Origin of the sequence: Candidimonas humi (genome assembly GCF_019166065.1) — a bacterium.
Lineage (GTDB): Bacteria > Pseudomonadota > Gammaproteobacteria > Burkholderiales > Burkholderiaceae_B > Candidimonas > Candidimonas humi.
In genome coordinates, this window is sequence record NZ_JAHTBN010000002.1 from 220,471 (window position 1) to 237,340 (window position 16,870).

A 16,870-nucleotide genomic window follows, 5' to 3' on the forward strand; every position below is an offset into this window, starting at 1 on the left:
CGGATCGCGATCATTGAATCGGCGAGCCGCTTTCGTCAGTCGTAGCGGGTATACGCGCGCCGAAGGCGCCCGACCGGGCCATTCGATCAACCTTCTCGGGCGCCCAGCCAAGCACCTCTTGCAGGACTTCGCCCGTATGCTGGCCGATTGCCGGCGCCGGGGTGGGATCCACCACTGGAGTGCGTGCATAGCGGATGGGCGAGGCAATGTTGGGGATTTGCCCCAAGTCAGGATGTGGAATGTGGGTGATAAGGTTCCGCGCCTGGGCTTCGGCGGAACGCATGGCCTGACCCACGGTTCGCACCTCGCCACAGGGAATCTGCGCCCGCCTCATACGTGCCTGCCAGTGCAGCCACGGCTGCCGGCGAAACTCCTTGCCCAACTCATCGAAAAGGAAATCGCGCCGCGCGATCCGGTCATTGCGCCCCTTAAGGCTTTCATCATTGGCGAGATCTTCGCGCTCGAGCACCTGTCCGACCAATCGCTGGAAGATCTTGTCGTTCCCGCAGTTGATATAGAAGGAAGTATCCGACGCCTCGAACACGCCCGAAGGACAGGTATCCGAGCTGGTATTGCCATGGCGCTGCGGCTCTTTGCCCGAAACCAGATGCTGCATGGTCGCCCAGCCTGTCATCAGCATACCGGTATCGAATAATGCAACCTCGACAAACTGCCCTTCCCCTTGGCGCTCCCGCGAAAAGAGCGCGCCCAGGATGGCGTTGGACACCATCATCGCAGTACTGATGTCCATCACCGCAGCAGAGGCGCGCACCCCCATCCGGTCGGAATAGCCGTTCATGGAGACAAAGCCGCTTTCGGCCTGAACGACTGGGTCAAAACCTAAACGATCCGAAAATGGGCCTTCCCGCCCATAGGCCGAGACCGAGCAGTAGACCAACTTCGGATTGAGCGCACGGCAGGTTTCGTAGTCGAGCCCCAAGCGCTTCATGACTCCCGTCGAGAAATTTTCGACCACTACATCGGCGCCGGCGATCAGATCGAGGGCAACCTCTATACCGGCAGGCGACTTCAGATCCAGGGCCACACTGCGCTTGTTCCGATTGCTCCACAGGAAGGGACCTCCCTGCGCCTCCAGGCCAGGCACTGCGGGTGGATAATAGCGCAGCTCGTCGCCGCGCTCTGGAGCCTCGATCTTGACGACATCGGCACCCATGTCGGCCAGAAACATAGTGGCAAGAGGCCCCGCGATGAAGTGGGTGAAATCAACGACTCGGATTCCCTCCAGCGCAACTGGCGCAGCGGCAGGCCTCGGCCTGTAGGCAGGAAACTCCTGTGCACGTTGAGACAGGGAAATTTTGTCGGTGGCACTCATGATCGTTCAGCCCCTTATGGCGTGTAGCCGAAGTTCTTGCCAGGCTCCGCGCGCATGAACTCGCTGCCCTCGACCACCCAGTCGCCATCTTTGGGAATCGTGATCGAAATAGCACGAACCAGGTATTTCTGTTGTTGGCCGGCGGACGGTGGGCGCACACCTTCCGCCGCGAGCTGCTTGACCGCCGCCAGCAGCATGCGCCGAGTTCGAGCTACGCCACTGTCACTCACACCCAGATTTTCTTTGCTGCGATCATATATGGGCGAGACCCCCGACTGACAGGCTGCATCCTGAAGCCATAGGCCCGGCATGCCCGCGTTGTATTTTTTGGCCAAGTCCGGGGAGTAGCCGTAGGCGTTCTCCCGGTTGTACTTGCTCCAGTAGTTGTAATACGGATAGGTAATGGGTTTCGGCTCGAACGAATTAACGGAAGCGTGTCCCGTTTCCCTGCCATTGTGGCCAGCCTCGAACAAGTTGCGCGTTTTTTCGTAGAGCGGCTGTGCCGGGTGATACGAGAACATGATGCACAGCGTATGCTCATCGTCGATTGGAACCCAGGCATGGCCGCTCAACTCGGGGTATTGGGAGAACGGAGGAACCAGCGTCCAGAAAGGCATGAGAAACTGATTGACCCGTACGTAGCTCTTGTCCTCGTCTAGCTTGCGGCGGGCCGCAATATGCAAGCCGGCGTCATGCTGGACTACCTCGAACTTGGGTGCCAGGTCGGCCGCCTGTTTCCATTGATCGATACTGCCGCCGGAATCTACCCGTCCGTGCAGAAGGGCCGCGTGTGCGGAATCGATCTCGCCTTCCAGCGCCTGAAGCCAATTGCACTCCTGGATGCGCATGGATACGTGGACATTTTCGATCGGCACCATGTTCCACTCCATTCCCGGCAATTCAGGAGGAGTCTCGTCCGGGCCCATGTATGTCCACAGAACGCCATTGCGCTCGCGCACGGGGTATGCCTTGACGCACACACGGTTGAGCATGGGCGTATTACCCGGCTCGGCGGGCATATCCTGGCATCGGCCATTCACCGAGAACTTCCAGCCGTGGTAGATGCAGCGCAAGCCGCCGTCCTCGTTGCGCGCGAAGACCAGTGGCGCGCCGCGGTGAGGACAGGCTTGATCAACCAAACCTACGCGGCCTTCGTTGTCCCGGAACGCCACCAGATCCTCGCCTAGCAGGCGGACGCGATAAGGCTGCCCATTTGCTGGAACATCTTTAGAAAGCAGGAAGGGGAGCCAGTACAGCCGCATCAATTCGCCCATGGCGGTCTTCGGGCCGACACGCACGAGCAGTTCATTGTCTTCGTGTTTCAGCATTTCCACTAACCTTTCAATGGTTCAAACATTGAGTTAATTTAGCACAGACATTGAGAGGCTGTCTAGATGGGCGCGATCAATCCGAGAGCGTTTACTGGACGTGAGGTTGGCGGATCAGGCGCAACAAGATCAATCGAGCTGCCACTGCAGAAGCGTGTAAGGCACCTGAGCATCCCCGTGATGCTCGTAGCGGCCCGACACGTGGGCGCCGATGGCGACAGCCTGCATCGGATCGCCCAGCAGGTTCCCCACAAGCCGGATGTTGCCCGCATGGGGCAACTCGACCAACACGGCGATGTAGGGGCAGCGTGCCTTCAATGCGGGATGGACTGGATGCCAAATGCGCTCCCAGCTGTAGATCACGCCTGCGGCAGTCACTTCAACCCAAGGCGGGTCAAACTCATGGCAGTTGTGACAAATGCACTCGGGCCCGAACTGCCAGGTTCCACACCGAGCACAACGCTGCACGTATAATTTTTCTTCACAAAGACCGCTCCAGAATTGAGCGGATACACCGTCGAGCTCGGCGACGGGAGCAGGCAACCCTTTCGGCAGGTAGTAGGTCACGATAATCTCTCCAGCTTAAAGAACCGCCTTTGAGCCAAGGAGCAAGTCACTGGCCGGGGCAACCATGGGCCCTCCTATCACCAGAGCTACATCGTTTCTCGCAGCCTGGTTCAGCGAGGTTCCGCGCACCTGCCGGACGGCTTCCAGAATCAACTCGAAGCCATGCATATAGCATTCCGCAAGATTCCCTCCGCTTGTATTCAATGGCAAGCATCCGGTCGAAGCGCGAAGATTCTCCAATGTGAGGAATTCATTTGCCCTGTCCGGCGGGAAAAAGCCATGCTCGGCAAGAGCCATTACCACGCCTCCCGTGAAGTTTTCGTAGCTTTGGACGGACCCTACGTCCGATGGGGTGAGCTTGGCCATGCGATAAAGGTCTTCTGCAATCGTGGTGAAATCGGCCGAGGCATATACAGGGGAGTTATGGGCATAGGCGCCAAACCGGGCGCTGGCACCCGAGGCGGCGCCCAACAGATATACCGGCTTTTGCTTCAGATCTTCGGCTCGCTCCGCATCCATCAGAATCAATGCCGCGGCTCCATCGTTCTCCATGCAGCAATCAAAAAGATGGAATGGCTCGACAATCCAGCGCGATTCGTCATAGCGCTGCTCGCTCAGCGGTTTGCCGTACATCACGGCGCGCGGATTGCTCTGCGCATGATGATAGGAGGCCAGCGCGATCGCACGCAGGGCATCCTGGCGGATACCGTGCTCATACATGTAGCGCATTACACGCATGGCAAAGCGCTGCGGCGGGGAAATCACGCCATATGGCACCAGATAAGATCTTTCGCCCGAGATTGCTCCCGAGTCAGAATTTTGGCCGTAGCGCCCGTGCTGGCCTTGCGCGAGCGATCGGAACACCACGACGCAGTCCGCCTGTCCTGTCACAATGGCAGCCGCGCCATTGGCCACCGCCGCACAACAACCTCCGCCACCGCCGCCCCACTGCATGATGGAGGCTCTCAATCGCGCAAGCCCAAGCGCGGTCGCGAGCCGAACCGCGTCGCTACGGTCATCGCCATATGACGAAAAGCCGTCAATCTGCTTTGCGCTGATACCCGCATCAGCGCATGCCGCGAGAATGGCTTGCAATGCAAGCTTGAACTCCGGATCAGGAGATTGGCCATGCTTGTAATAAGCGGTCTCGCCAATTCCGACGACAGCCACCCTACCCCGCAAGGTACGCTCGCTCATAGGTTCGGTTCTCTTCTGACATCATCGGCCAAGCGCGCTTTTCGGCTTTTCCAACGCTGCAATACGCTCTCAGGCGACACGGGCCCGATCGCGGGCGGCGAGGCCGACGGCGCCGGGGCACGCGAGAATCGGGGCGCCGGCGCGGGCTGCATCGCTCCGTTAAGATTCACGAAGTTGCCTCGGTAAGCGTTGTGCGGATGCTGCATCGCTTCACTCAGGGTGAGTACAGGGGTAACGCAGGCATCCGACCCTGCAAACAACACTTCGCATTCGTCCCTGGTTCGCGAACCGATTGCGGCACCGATCGCGGCACGCAATTGCGGCCAGCGCGCCACATCGTGTTGAGCTTCCCGCCACGCTTGATCCAGCCCAAGCCGCTCGATGAAAATGGCATAAAACTTCGGCTCGATAGCGCCAACGGCCACATGGCGTCCGTCGGAAGTGGGATAGACGCTATACCAGGGCGCCCCACCGTCGAGCATGTTGCTCTCCCGATGCTCGGAAAACCGCCCTCGCTGCTGCTCTGCCAAGAACAGCGCCATCAATTGAATCACGCCATCAGTGATTGCCGCGTCCACGACTTGGCCCTCCCCCGAAAAACGTGCTTCGTAAACCGCCGCCACGATCCCAAGCGCCAGGTGCAGGCTTCCGCCGGCGTAATCGCCCAGCAGGTTCAACGGCACGACAGGCCGCTCTGGCGTCCCAATGGCCGCCAAAGCACCCGTCAGAGCAACGTAATTGATGTCATGCCCGGCCGTGCCGGCCAATATTCCTTCCTGCCCCCACCCCGTCATGCGCCCATATACAAGCGCCGGATTGACAGACATCGCCACTTCGGGCCCCAGACCCAGCCTCTCCATAACGCCTGGGCGGAATCCTTCCACCAAGACATCGGCCTGGGCTATCAGCGTCAAGATATTTTCGCGATCCGCCGTGGACTTCAGATCGGCATGAATTACCGCGCGCCCCCGATTGATAATCCGCAAAGGATCTCCGATGCGAGCGCCCGGCCGATCCACCGACACGACATCCGCTCCCATATCGGCCAACAACATGCAAGCGAAAGGCGCGGGCCCCAGGCCTGAAAATTCAATCACGCGCAAACCCGACAAGGGCCCCCGCCGCGCACCTGTTTCTTGATGCATCAGTCGAGGTGGATATTGGAATGTTTGGCCACCGCGCCCCATTGCTTCATCTCGTCGTGAATCGTCTGCTCGAGTTCCTGCGGCGAACTGCTATGGGCCTCGACTTGCCGCGCGGCGAACATCTTCTCGACCTCTGGACGCCCCACGGCATACACCACGGCTTCATGCAGCTTCTCGGCGATCTTGTCCGGCACGCCTTTCGGCGCCAGCACGCCAAACCACGCTATGCTGCGAAAGCCCGGAACCTGCTCGGCGATCGCAGGCAACTTGGGAAATATCTTTGTGCGCGAAGGCGACGTCACGGCCAGATAGCGCACCTTGCCCGCTTGAGCCATGGCCATCCCGTCCAAGCCGGTGATAAAGGCCGCCTGCAACTGCCCCCCTGCGAGCGCAATCATCAAGGGTGCCCCGCCATTGAAAGGGATGTGCAGAAGATTGAGGCCGGCCATGCTGTTGAAATATTCACCCGTGAGGTGAGACAACGAACCGTTTCCGACCGACCCGAAATTCCAGGACGATCCCGACTGCTTGGCCAGCGCCAGGAAATCCTTCAGGTTCTTGGCAGGGTTGTTTGCCGTGACAGCCAAAATCAAGGGAGTAACGGCCACGATCGATATGGGTCGCAGATCCTTCACTGGGTCATAGGGTGTCTTGCGCAGCAAGGGCAGAATGGCGTTGGGCCCCGAATTGCCAAAGACCAAGGTGTATCCATCGGGCGCGGATCTGACAACGGATTCCGTTCCAATGGCGCCGCCGGCCCCTACTTTATTTTCTACGATGACCGGCTGCTTGAGAAACTTCTCCATAGGCTGCTGGATCGCCCGAGCCAGTTGGTCCGTGCTGCCGCCAGCCGCATAAGGCACCACTATACGTATAGGCTTGGATGGGAAAGAGTCTTGAGCCGAAGCACAGGATGTAGCCAGCGCACTCAGACAAGCAAGCAGGCTCGCGGCCAGGGTGGCGCAACGCGTATAGAGCATTCTCATCTCCGATATATTGATGTAATAAGAAATTCAATGGTAGATCCATTGACCTTACTTCGTCAATGGCCATGATCTGTCCACGGGACGTCAGCGGCCTTCCGCCCGGTTGTCGCTTGGACATTCAGGCGGCATGGAGACGTCATGGGCCGAGTCAAGGGGTGTGGCGCGAGCCGGGGCTCTTCGGCACGAAAATCGCCTCGGCGCTATCGCATGTACAGGCCGCCGTTCACGTCAATCGTGGCTCCGACGATATAGCCAGCGCGGTCAGAGGCCAGCAAGGATACGGCGGCCGCAATTTCAGAGGTGTCTGCTATCCGCCCAACGGGAACCTGGCGCTTGATGTCTTCGAGCATGTTTTTCAGCCGCTCTTTGGCGCTGGCAACCGGGCCAGGCGAGACGGCATTGACCGTGACACCGGTACCGGCCAACTGACGGGCGAAATAGCGCGTGAGGGTAGTAGCCCCGCCCTTGGCTGCCGAGTAGTGCGGCGACGCAACCGTGCCGCCGTTGTGGGAGGCTAGGGAAGTGATATTGATGATGCGCCCATGCCCTTTTTCTTTCATATGGGTGGAGAAAACCTGGCAACTGAAGAAGACGCTCCTCAGGTTGATGGCGATGATCTCGTCGAACTCGTCCGGGGCGATTTGATCTGTCGGAGTTCGCTTGGCGTACCCGGCATTGTTCACGACGATATCCAGAGTTGACCATTGGCGGGTAACGCGCTCCAACGCCGATTCAAAGTCTTCCTTTTTGCGCACATCGAGCGCAAAGCCCATGGTCGAATCACCGCTCGCATCCAAGCTCGCTGCGACGGCTTGGGCTCCGTGCTCGTCAACATCAGTAACGGCGACCTTGGCGCCATTTTGATGCAGCTCGCGAGCAATAGCCTCTCCGATGCCACGCGCGGCACCGGTAACCAAGGCGACCCTGCCGGATAGAGAACTGCCGAAAGGTGCAGACATTGTGTTATCCCTACTAAGAAATGATGATTAGAAAATGATGGCGGGCCATGCGCCCTCCATCCGGCAGGGCAGGCGATGGGAGTTTCGGTATTTAGACTCGAGGCTGGCTATCTGGCTGCCAGCGAGTGGCTCTTTGCAATTCCGCCTGGTAAGCGTCGGCAAGAGGTGTTTGCGGATCGTCCACCCAGAACGAGCCGGAGCGGGCGCCGAAATAAGTGTCCGGTGCACACGGAGCTGCGGCTTGGCTCCCTCTGAATTTATCCAGAGCCTGCGCCAGCTGCCGGCGCACGATTGCAATCATCTGATCCGTGGGCGCCAGGTGTTCGAAAGAATGGTCGGTAATCGGCCCCATACTTTCAGTGATCGATTGATCTTGCATCGATGGGTTGTCGATGCCCGTGTAGTGGATCATGTCGCGCTGCGCCTGGCGATCCATTCCCCAGTCATTATGTTCGCCATCGATCGGCAACCACCGGTCGAACCAGCCCGTGCCGTTGGGCTTGCGCCGGATCTTCTGGTACATGGGCTCTCCATTCTTCAACTTGGTCGTAAAGAAAGGATTGCCCTCATCGACACCACCGGTGATATCGAAGAGCATCACGTGGGTGTCGTCCATGGGCACCCAGGCCCGGGCGATGGCACGCGTGGCGAACAGTATGTTCGGCGTCATGGTCCAGAACGGGAACAGGAAGTGCGCAACGCGCCAAGACATGCGCCCATCCTCGGATTCACGGTAGGCCCCGTACATGGCGCCCCAATCCGTGGTGCGCACCTTGTATTCCGGCGAGCGGTTATGGACGGTCGGACGGAGAGGAGAATCCTCGGGCAGATCTTCGGGCGTCAGCGCACCGACATGAAGAAAGCCCACGTGGCTAGTGTCGATGTCGCCCTCCAAAGCCTGGAGCCAGTTACATTGGCGCTGCAAACACCAGATTTTGCTGTTTGCGATCAGATTGGCTTCTATGTGCGGCAATTCCGGCGGACTATCCTGATCTTCACCCATGTATACCCAAATCAGGCCATTGCGTTCAGCCGCCTTATAGGCTTTTGCATGCACCTTGGCCCTGAAATCCTGTCGTTCGGGCACATTGGGCATATCAAGGCAATTGCCATCGACGTCGAACTTCCATCCGTGATAGACGCAACGAATACCGTTTTCTTCGTTGCGCCCCATGAAGAGCGAGGCGCACCGGTGCGGACAGCGATGGTCAAGGATTCCAACGCGACCCGCGCTGTCGCGAAAAGCAATGAGCTTTTCCCCCAAAATCATGATCCTGACGGGAGCGCCATCGGCCTGCACTTCGCTGGACAATGCGGCCGGCAGCCAGTAGCGGCGCATGAAATTTCCCATGGGCGTTCCGGGCCCAACCCGCAGCAGGTCGTTAATGGAACTTGCATTCATAAATCGACATTCCCTTGTAAACGTTCGCCAAGAGTGGCGTCCGAGAAAGTATAGGAACGAGTCAGGATGCAGCCTATTGAAATGGCGGAAGGGGTATTGGAAAAATAGAACTTAGGCTCTGCGGCAGTCTGCTCACACATGCGGCTGCGTCACGGGCTGGCGGCGACCCTAATATCGGCCCAGTGTGAAGTAGGAACTGATCAGCCAGAACCGGCGTGGAGCCTGCATATTGAAGGATTACGGGGAGTGTCCGCCGCCAAGGCCGGCGTGACGAAACTGGCTCCCTAATTGAGCAACGCAGGGTCCGAGTTCGCTTCCGGTTTTTGAATACGACGGCGGCTTTTCGAATCCGCTTTCGGATCGACCGGGTATGCAGCAGTCACTTGAGAAAACTACTCACACCCATTGTCGGTGCCCGCACCCGGCTGCCCAGCCACCCATACCGTGCACTCTTGCTTCTTGAGACCGCACCGCTGGGCGGACGCTGCGCACCGACGTCCGCAATGACGCCTTACACGCCCAGGTAGCGATCCACCAGCCCCGGTTGCGCCAGCAATTCCTGCGAGCCGCCGTGCCACATCACGCGGCCCTTCTCGATCATGTAATGCCGGTCCACGAGATGCTGCATTTCCTTCAGGTTCTTGTCGATCAGCAAAATAGTCTGGCCTTCAGTCTTGAGCTGATTCAGGCAGGCCCAGATCTCGTGCCGGATCACCGGCGCCAGGCCCTCGGTGGCCTCGTCCAGGATCAGCAGGCGCGGATTCGTCAGCAGCGCGCGCCCTATCGCCAGCATCTGCTGTTCGCCGCCCGACAGCGTGCGCGCCGACTGCGCGCGCCGCTCGCGCAGCCGCGGAAACAGCCCGAACACACGTTCCAGGTTCCATAGTCCCTTGCGCTCGTTGCGCGAGGTGGCCACCAGGTTCTCCAGCACCGACAGCGAGCCGAAAATGCGCCGCCCCTCCGGCACCAGGCCCAGGCCCAGGCGCGCAATACGATGCGGGCGCAGGCCGTTGATCTCCTGGCCGTCCAGCCGCACCGAGCCGGCTTGCACCGGCAGCATACCCATCAGCGTCTTGACCGTAGTGGTCTTGCCCATGCCATTGCGCCCCAGCAGCGACACCACGCTGTGCGATGCGATTTCCAGGTCCAGGCCGAACAGCACCTTGCTATTGCCGTAGCCCGATTCCAGGCCTTGCGCTTGCAGCATTATTCTCTCCCCAGATACGCATCGCGCACGTCCTCGTGCTCGCGCACTTCGGCCGGCGTGCCGGTGAAGATCGGCTTGCCGTAGACCAGCACGGTCACGCGGTCGGCCAGCGCGAACACGATGTCCATGTCGTGCTCGACCAGCAGCATGGCATAGCGGCCCTTGAGGTCCATGAGTATGTCCTTCATGCGCAGCGACTCTTCCGCCCCCAGGCCGGCCATGGGCTCGTCCAGCAGCAGCACGGAAGCGTCCAGCGAGAGCGCGATCGCCAGTTCCAGCTGGCGTTTTTCGCCATGCGCCAGGTCCGAGACCCGCACCGCGGCGCGGTCCTGCAGGCCGACGCGGGCCAGCGCCGCGCGCGCCGGCTCGCGCAAGGCGGGATCGCGGCGCGCGCGGCGCCACAGGCTGTAGCGCTGCGGCGCATGCGCCTGCACCGCCATGGCGACATTGTCCTCGACCGTGAACTCGGGATAGAGCTGGCTGATCTGGAACGAGCGCGCCAGCCCCGCGGCCGCGCGCTTGTGCGCGGGCAGGCGCGTGATGTCGCGGCCGTCGAGCAGCACCTGGCCGGAATCGGGCATGATTTCGCCGCTGAGCTGGGAAATCAGGGTGGTCTTGCCGGCGCCGTTCGGGCCGATCAGCGCGTGCAGTTCGCCCGGCAGGATGCTCAGGCTGGCGCCCTGCGTGGCCCTGAGCGCGCCGAAAGACTTGCACAGGTCGCGCACCTCGAGCTTGGGCTCCGGCTGCACGGCGCCGGACACATGCAAGGCATCAGTCATGGCTTGCGCTCCCCGCAAGCCAGCCGAATATGCCGCGCTTGCTGAACAGCACCACCAGGATCAGTATCGGCCCCAGGAACAGCAGCCAGTTTTCCGTCCAGGCGGTCAGCGCCTGCTCCAGCCCCAGGTACACGGCCGCGCCGAGTATCGGGCCGAATATCGTGCCCATGCCGCCCAGCACGATCATGGCCATGAGCTCGCCCGACTTGGTCCAGGCCGCCATGTCGGGGCTGGCGTACAGCGCGTAATTGGCCCAGAGCGCGCCCGCCAGCCCGGTGCCCGCCGCCGAGATGACGAAGGCCGACAGGCGGTAGCGCAGCGGCGCGTAGCCCAGGTTGACGCTGCGCCGCTCGTTCTGCTTGAAGCCGCGCAGCGTCATGCCGAAGGGCGAGCCCACGATGCGCCGGCACAGCCATACCCAGGCCGCCATCAGCGCCAGGCACACGTAATAGAAGACGGTGGCGTTGCCCAGGTCCAGCCCCGGCAGCACATTGCGCGCGGTCACCGACAAGCCATCGTCGCCGCCATAGACCACCAGCCCTATCAGCACGAAATACAGCATCTGCGCGAACGCCAGCGTGATCATGATGAACTGTATGCCGCTGGTGCGCAGCGACAGGAAGCCCATGACCAGGCCCGCCACGGCCGCCACCGCCATGGCCAGCGGCCAGATCACCAGGGCCGATTCCGAGCCGCCCCAGCCGAATATCGTCTGGCCCTGGTCCATGTGGAAAGCCACGATCGCCACCACATAGCCGCCCAATCCGAAAAAAGCGGCATGCCCGAAGCTGACCATGGCGCCGTAGCCCAGCACCAGGTCGAGGCTGACCGCCGCGATGGCGTATATGACGAACTGCGTCACCAGATTGATCAGGAAGCTGTTGCCCACCCCATGCGCAATCGGCGGCATGCACAGCAGCACGGCAAAGATCAGCGCCACCACCAAAGACTTTCTATTCATGGATTTCATCGCCGCGCCGGTACCAGGCCGCGTGGCTTGAGCAGCAGCACGATGGCCATGAGAATGTAGATGCTGGCCGAAACCAGGCTGGAACTGATCGAGTCGGCATATTCCGGCGGCAGCAACTGCGACATCCAGATCGGGATGTAGGCGCGCCCCAGCGCATCGGTCATGCCCACCAGCAGCGAACCGACCAGCGCGCCGCGCACCGAGCCTATGCCGCCGACGACGATCACCACGAAGGTGGTGATCAGCACCTTTTCGCCCATGCCGATCTCCACGGCCAGCAGCGGCGCCGCCATCACGCCGGCAAAGCCGCACAGCAGCGCCCCCAGGCCGAACACCAGCATGAACAGGCGTCGGATGTTCACCCCCAGCGCATCGACCATGTCGCTGTCATCGGCCCCGGCGCGCACCAGCATGCCGACCCGGGTGCGGGAAATCAGCAGCCACAGGCCCACGGCCACCAGGGCGCCCACGGCGATGAAGGCCAGCCGCATGACCGGGTATTGCAGGCCCGGCAGTATGGGCACCGAGCCCGCCAGGAAGGCCGGCGTGGTGACCGTCGGCGGGCTGCGGCCGAACAGCAGCGTCACCAGCGCATTGGTGAAGAAGATTAGGCCCAGCGTCGCCAGCACCTGGTCGAGGTGATCGCGCTGGTACAGGCGGCTGATGACCAGTCTTTCGACTACCAGCCCATACAGGCCCGCGCCGACGATCGCCGCCAGCACGGCCAGGAAGAACGAGCCCGTGGTGGCCAGCGCCGAGGCGGCGCAGAAGGCACCCACCATGTAGAAAGAGCCGTGCGCCAGGTTGACGACGTTCATGATGCCGAAAATCAGCGTCAGCCCAGCCGACAGCAAGAACAGCAGCGCCCCGTATTGCAGGCCGTTCATGATCTGCTCGATCAGCATGTACATGGGATAGGATCCTGATTGCGGGGCCCGGGCCTGCGCGGCCGCCTACATCTTGCACAGCGCAGCATAGCTGTCGCCGTGGTCCTTGACGATGGTGCCGATGTCTTTGTAGATCAGCTTGCCGCTGCTGTCGGCCTCGACGCGCAACAGGTACCAGTTCAGGATCGGATACTGGTTAGAGCCGAACTTGAACGAGCCGCGCACGCTGGCGAAATCCGCCTTGCGCAGCGCCGCGCGGAAGGCATCCGGCTTGCCCTTGACGTCGCCACCCACCGCCTTGAGGGCGGTGCCTATCAGCACGGCGGTATCGTAGGCCTGGGCCGCGTAGACCGTGGGCACGCGCTTGTATTCCTTCTGGAAGTCGGCCATGAATTTCTTGTTGGCCGCATTGTCGAAGTCGGCGCTCCAGGGCGAGCTCAGGTAATAGCCTTCGCCGGCCTTGCCGGCCGCCGCCAGCATGCGGTCGTCCATGGAATAGATCGGGGTGACCATCTTGATGGATTTGTTCAGGCCCGAATTGGCGAACTGCTTGGCGAAATTGATGCCGGCGCCGCCGGGCATGAATTCGAAGATGCCGTCCGGTGCCAGGGAACGGATGCGCGCCAGTTCCACTGAGAAGTCGGTCTGGTCGAGCTTGGTGTAGATCTCGGCCGCGATCTTGCCCTTGTAGGCGCGCTTGAAGCCCGTGAGTGCGTCGCGTCCCGCCTGGTAGTTCGGCGCCATGATGACGACCTTCTTGACGCCCAGTTCGTTGGCGGCCATGCCCGCGGTGTCGCTGAACGAGTCGTTCTGCATGGCCACGCTGAAGAAGTTCTTGTTGCAAGCCTTGCCCGCGAAATTGGACGGGCCGGCATTCAGGCTGACATAAAAGGCATTGGCGCGCAGCACCGTGGGCACCACCGCCTCCAGCACGTTCGAGAAATTGATGCCGGTGAACAACTGCACGCCGCCGTGCAGCATTTTCTCGGCAATCTGCTTGCCGGTGCCGGGCTTCAGGCCGTCGTCCTCCACATCGAGCTGGACCGGCACGCCGCCCAGCTTGCCGCCCTCTTCCTTGATGGCCAGATTGAAGGCATCGCGCTGATCTTCGCCGATGTAGCCGGCAGGAGTGGAGAGCGTGCCGATGAATCCGATCTTGACCGGTTCCTGTGCGTGGCCGAAAGCGGTGACGGCCGTAAGGGCCAGGCCCAGCCCGAGTTGCCTGATGTGTTTCATTTGTGGATCTCCGTGGTCGTCCTGCTTGGATGTATATGTTATGTGCGCGATACGGCCCTGCGGCCCGGGCGACTTCCCGAGCGCTTGCGCGACGCCGCGCCAGCCGCGGGGTATGTGCGCATGCGCGTATGCGAGCCTCTATTCTATTGAATTTTCGATAATATACAAATTTTATAAAATAATGCCATCCTGGGCCTTACACGCCGCCGCCCTGCAGGCCCCCTGCCGGGGCCGCCTCAGGCATCGGCCAGGCAGTTCTCGCGGCGCCAGCCGTACAGCCATTCCAGTGCGGTGTAGAAATGCTGCTGCGGCTTGCCCTTCCAGAGCTGGTTGCGGACCAGGCGCTCGACGCCCTGGGCGTGATAGATGCGCCCCATTTCCCGGGTCGACCAGACTACGCGCGCCGTGCGCGGTATGCGTACCGATTCGTACAGGCGGAACGCCGCGGCGAAATCGCCGCCGCAGCGCGCCACGGCCTCGCCCAGCGTCACCGCGTCTTCCAGCGCCATGCAGGCGCCTTGCGCCATGTACTGGGTCATGGGATGGGCCGCATCGCCCAGCAGCGTGGCACGGCCTTCGCCCCAGGATTCGACGGGCTCGCGGTCGGCGGTGGCCCAGCGCCTCCAGGAAGTGGGGCGATCCAGCATCTGGCGCGGGCGCGGATGGATGCCGGCGAAATACGACAGCACTTCTTCCTTGCTGCCGTCGCGCACGCCCCATTCTTCCTGCTCGCGGCTGTGGAAGGTGACCACCAGGTTGTATTGCTGGCCGCCGCGCAGCGGGTAATGCACCAGGTGGCAGCGCGGGCCGGCCCACAGCATGGGCGCATTGACGCGCAGGTCCTCGGGCATATTGGCGCGCTCCACGACCGCGCGATAGACCACATGGCCGGTCACGCGGTGCGTGCCGCCTATGGTTTGCTCGCGCACCACAGACTTGACGCCATCGCAGCCGATCACCGCGTCGGCCTTGTAGACATTGCCGGCGGTGTCCACCACATCGACGCCTTTGTCGCCGATATGCACGTCCTGCACGTGAGTGGAAGTGCGGAACTGGATCAGCGGATTCTCTTGCACCGCCTCGAGTATGGACAAATGGATGTCGGCGCGATGTATCACCGCGTAGGGGCCGCCGAAGCAGCGGCGAAACGCCTCGCCGGTCTCGATGCGCACGACTTCCTGGGCATCGATGGCATCCATCATGATGATGTGGTCGGTGAAGACCGCGCGGCCGCGCGCCACCTCGCCCACGCCCAGGGCGTCCAGCGCCGCGAAGGCGTTGGGGCCGAGCTGGATGCCCGCGCCGATCTCGCCGATATGCGCGGCCTGCTCCAGCAACTGGACTTCGATGCCTTGGCGCGTCAGCGCCAGCGCGGCCGCCAGGCCGCCTATGCCGCCGCCTACGATGACGGCTTTCTGTACGGTTTTTTTCATGATGTCTTCAATACCTGTATTCAATCAGTCCGGCCGCCGGCGGCGGCCGGATCCTGGCCGAGAAACACGCCATTGCCGCGCAGCACGGCCTGCAGTTCCGCGGCCGGAATCGAGCGCATGCCCGCGCCGCGCTCGACGCTCATGGCGGCCAGCACACCGGCCGCCTCGCCCATGACGAAGCAGCTGCCGCTGACGCGCGCGGCCGACTGCCCTTCGTGGCTCATGGACGCGCAGCGCCCGGCCACCAGCACATTGTCCACGCCGGATTCGCGGCACGGCACGATCATGCGCAGCGGCAACTGGTTGTAGCCGCGCGACTCGGGTATGGGCGGCCACATCCAGTGCACATCGCCGGCCACGTGCAGTTCCAGCGGCCAGCCGTTGACGCCGATGCTGTCGTCGAAATCGGCGCAGTTCAGGACGTCGTCCTTGGTCAGGCAATATTCGCCGCGGATACGGCGCGTCTCGCGGATGCCGAGCTGCGGGGCGATGTCCAGCACATAGGCGTTCTCGAAGCCCGGCACCTTGGCGCGCAGAAAGCGCAGGTAGTCGACCACCTGCTTGCGCCCCTCGAGCTCGGCCGCGGCCAGCGAGCCGGCATCGGTGCCGTCGGCGGCGCTGCCGTCCGCCTGGGTGAGCTGCGTCACGTTGACGCGCCATTCGTAGGCGTGCTTTTGCGGGCGCACAATGGCGCCGCGCCGCGGAAAATGGAATTCGCCGGCGGCCTCGGCCGCGTCCATCAGTTCGGGGATGCGCTTCCAGGCCTCGCCCGCCCGCTCGGCATCGACATTGCCCACCTTGAACATCAGCGTGGGATAAAGCATCTGCCCGTGTCCCGTGCCCTTTTCGTAGGGAATGCCGGCCCAGTTGGCAAGATCGGCGTCGCCCGAGCAATCGATGTAGCGGCTGGCACGCACGGCGACACGCCCCGACTTGGTCTCCAGGAACAAGGCCTGCACCGCACCCTGGCCGTCCATGGCCGCTCCCGCGGCCAGGGCGTGGAACAGGACATGGGCGCCGCTGTCGCGCACCAGTTCGTCGGCCGCGCACTTGAAGGCGGCGATGTCGTAAGCTTGCGCGTGGATCTTGCCGAAGATCAGGTGCGGATCATTCAGGCCGTCGAGCCGGCGCATGCGATCCAGCAATTCGTCGGTGGTGCCGTGCACCACCTGCCGGATCTCGCCATGGACGTTGGCATGCAGCCCGCAGAAATTGGACACGCCGGCCGCGCTGCCCATGCCGCCCAGGAAACCGTAGCGCTCTATCAAGAGTACGCGCGCGCCCTGCCTGGCAGCGGTCGCCGCCGCCAGGATGCCGGCGGGGCCTCCACCCAGTACCGCGACGTCGTACTCGCCGTAAACGGGCACGCGCCTGGCCGGCTCTTGTACATATTCCATTCAGAACTCCTCGTTTGCCGTGGCCGCCCGTGCATCGCAACCCT

General features: G+C 62.0%; 15 protein-coding genes and 1 pseudogene. All 16 read right to left on the minus strand.

The features are described 5' to 3' along the window. Positions 1–10: 10 nt before the first annotated feature. Positions 11–1,333, minus strand: coding sequence for a CaiB/BaiF CoA transferase family protein (locus tag KVP10_RS04460; protein ID WP_217963271.1), 1,323 nt, complete (start codon positions 1,331–1,333; stop codon positions 11–13). A gap of 14 nt (positions 1,334–1,347) precedes the next feature. Beyond that, positions 1,348–2,661, minus strand: coding sequence for a Rieske 2Fe-2S domain-containing protein (locus KVP10_RS04465; RefSeq protein ID WP_217963272.1), 1,314 nt, complete (start codon positions 2,659–2,661; stop codon positions 1,348–1,350). Positions 2,662–2,790: 129 nt separating this feature from the next. Further along, on the minus strand, positions 2,791–3,228 hold the full coding sequence (locus KVP10_RS04470) for a Zn-ribbon domain-containing OB-fold protein (RefSeq protein WP_343218684.1): 438 nt from the start codon (positions 3,226–3,228) through the stop codon (positions 2,791–2,793). A gap of 15 nt (positions 3,229–3,243) precedes the next feature. Further along, a complete protein-coding gene (locus tag KVP10_RS04475) occupies positions 3,244–4,425 on the minus strand; it encodes a thiolase C-terminal domain-containing protein (protein WP_217963273.1) in 1,182 nt (393 codons plus the stop codon). Beyond that, a complete protein-coding gene (locus tag KVP10_RS04480; protein WP_425514641.1) occupies positions 4,422–5,612 on the minus strand; it encodes a CaiB/BaiF CoA transferase family protein in 1,191 nt (396 codons plus the stop codon). Before KVP10_RS04480 ends, KVP10_RS04475 begins: the two co-directional genes overlap by 4 nt. Continuing rightward, positions 5,570–6,556 carry a Bug family tripartite tricarboxylate transporter substrate binding protein gene (locus KVP10_RS04485; protein ID WP_343218685.1) on the minus strand — a complete coding sequence of 329 codons (987 nt, stop codon included), beginning with the start codon at positions 6,554–6,556 and terminating at the stop codon, positions 5,570–5,572. The genes KVP10_RS04480 and KVP10_RS04485 overlap by 43 nt, the downstream gene beginning before the upstream one ends. 200 nt (positions 6,557–6,756) lie before the next feature. Then, on the minus strand, positions 6,757–7,515 hold the full coding sequence (locus tag KVP10_RS04490; RefSeq protein WP_217963276.1) for an SDR family NAD(P)-dependent oxidoreductase: 759 nt from the start codon (positions 7,513–7,515) through the stop codon (positions 6,757–6,759). Between the two features lie 91 nt (positions 7,516–7,606). Beyond that, positions 7,607–8,917 (minus strand): Rieske 2Fe-2S domain-containing protein, encoded by a 1,311-nt coding sequence (locus KVP10_RS04495; protein WP_217963277.1) that lies wholly within the window; start codon positions 8,915–8,917, stop codon positions 7,607–7,609. A 511-nt stretch (positions 8,918–9,428) separates the two neighbouring features. Continuing rightward, the gene (locus KVP10_RS04500; protein ID WP_217963278.1) at positions 9,429–10,124 is read right to left on the minus strand and encodes an ABC transporter ATP-binding protein; all 696 of its coding nucleotides are present in this window, start codon (positions 10,122–10,124) and stop codon (positions 9,429–9,431) included. Beyond that, on the minus strand, positions 10,124–10,345 hold the full coding sequence (locus tag KVP10_RS21550) for an ABC transporter ATP-binding protein C-terminal domain-containing protein (protein WP_425514643.1): 222 nt from the start codon (positions 10,343–10,345) through the stop codon (positions 10,124–10,126). Before KVP10_RS21550 ends, KVP10_RS04500 begins: the two co-directional genes overlap by 1 nt. Before the next feature lie 6 nt (positions 10,346–10,351). Continuing rightward, positions 10,352–10,798, minus strand: a pseudogene (locus tag KVP10_RS21555) (ATP-binding cassette domain-containing protein); the annotation flags it as partial. A 97-nt stretch (positions 10,799–10,895) separates the two neighbouring features. Further along, positions 10,896–11,864: a branched-chain amino acid ABC transporter permease gene (locus KVP10_RS04510; RefSeq protein ID WP_217963280.1), complete on the minus strand. Its 969-nt coding sequence runs from the start codon at positions 11,862–11,864 to the stop codon at positions 10,896–10,898. Between the two features lie 5 nt (positions 11,865–11,869). Beyond that, positions 11,870–12,784 (minus strand): branched-chain amino acid ABC transporter permease, encoded by a 915-nt coding sequence (locus tag KVP10_RS04515; protein ID WP_217963281.1) that lies wholly within the window; start codon positions 12,782–12,784, stop codon positions 11,870–11,872. Positions 12,785–12,826: 42 nt separating this feature from the next. Beyond that, positions 12,827–13,996, minus strand: a complete 1,170-nt coding sequence (locus KVP10_RS04520; protein WP_217963282.1) for an ABC transporter substrate-binding protein — start codon at positions 13,994–13,996, stop codon at positions 12,827–12,829. Positions 13,997–14,232: 236 nt separating this feature from the next. Next, positions 14,233–15,429, minus strand: a complete 1,197-nt coding sequence (locus KVP10_RS04525) for a 3-hydroxybenzoate 6-monooxygenase (RefSeq protein ID WP_217963283.1) — start codon at positions 15,427–15,429, stop codon at positions 14,233–14,235. 20 nt (positions 15,430–15,449) lie between these two features. Continuing rightward, positions 15,450–16,826, minus strand: coding sequence for an FAD-dependent oxidoreductase (locus KVP10_RS04530; RefSeq protein ID WP_217963284.1), 1,377 nt, complete (start codon positions 16,824–16,826; stop codon positions 15,450–15,452). Between the last annotated feature and the right edge of the window lie 44 nt (positions 16,827–16,870).